The following is a 1,031-nucleotide window of genomic DNA, read 5'->3' on the forward strand; positions in this document are numbered from 1 at the left end:
GCGTAATAGCTCACTGGTCGAGTGACTCTGCGCCGAAAATGTAACGGGGCTAAACACACCACCGAAGCTATGGCTTGATGCTTGCATCAGGGGTAGGGGAGCGTTGTGTAGGGGTTGAAGGTGTACCGGAAGGAGCGCTGGACAGTATACAAGTGAGAATGCCGGTATGAGTAACGAAAAGATCTGTGAGAATCAGATCCGCCGAAAGCCTAAGGGTTCCTGAGGAAGGTTCGTCCGCTCAGGGTAAGTCGGGACCTAAGGCGAGGCCGACAGGCGTAGTCGAAGGACAACAGGTGGAAATTCCTGTACCACCGTAAACCGTTATGAGCAATGGGGTGACGCAGCAGGGTAGTGACGCGGACTGATGGATGTCCGTCCAAGCAGTGAGGCTGATGTGTAGGCAAATCCGCACATCGTAAGGCTGGGCTGTGATGGGGAGTGAAAATTATAGTAGCGAAGGTCATGATCTCACACTGCCAAGAAAAGCCTCTAGCCAGGTGAAGGTGCCCGTACCGCAAACCGACACAGGTAGGCGAGAAGAGAATTCTAAGGCGCGCGGAAGAACTCTCGTTAAGGAACTCGGCAAAATGACCCCGTAACTTCGGGAGAAGGGGTGCCTCGGTAGGGTGAATAGCCCGAGGGGGCCGCAGTGAAAAGGCCCAAGCGACTGTTTAGCAAAAACACAGGTCTGTGCGAAGCCGCAAGGCGAAGTATACGGGCTGACGCCTGCCCGGTGCTGGAAGGTTAAGGGGAGCGGTTAGGAGCAATCCGAAGCTGTGAACCGAAGCCCCAGTAAACGGCGGCCGTAACTATAACGGTCCTAAGGTAGCGAAATTCCTTGTCAGGTAAATTCTGACCCGCACGAATGGCGTAACGACTTGGGCGCTGTCTCAACGAGAGATCCGGTGAAATTTTAATACCTGTGAAGATGCAGGTTACCCGCGACAAGACGGAAAGACCCCATGGAGCTTTACTGCAGCTTGATATTGAATTTGGGTACGATCTGTACAGGATAGGTGGGAGCCTTGGAA

At 53.6% G+C, this 1,031-nt stretch carries 1 rRNA gene; it reads left to right on the forward strand.

The annotated features are described in order from the left end of the window. Nucleotides 1–1,031, forward strand: a 23S ribosomal RNA gene (locus tag ACE41H_RS25125); the annotation flags it as partial.

This window comes from Paenibacillus enshidis (assembly GCF_042136365.1).
Lineage (GTDB): Bacteria > Bacillota > Bacilli > Paenibacillales > Paenibacillaceae > Paenibacillus > Paenibacillus enshidis.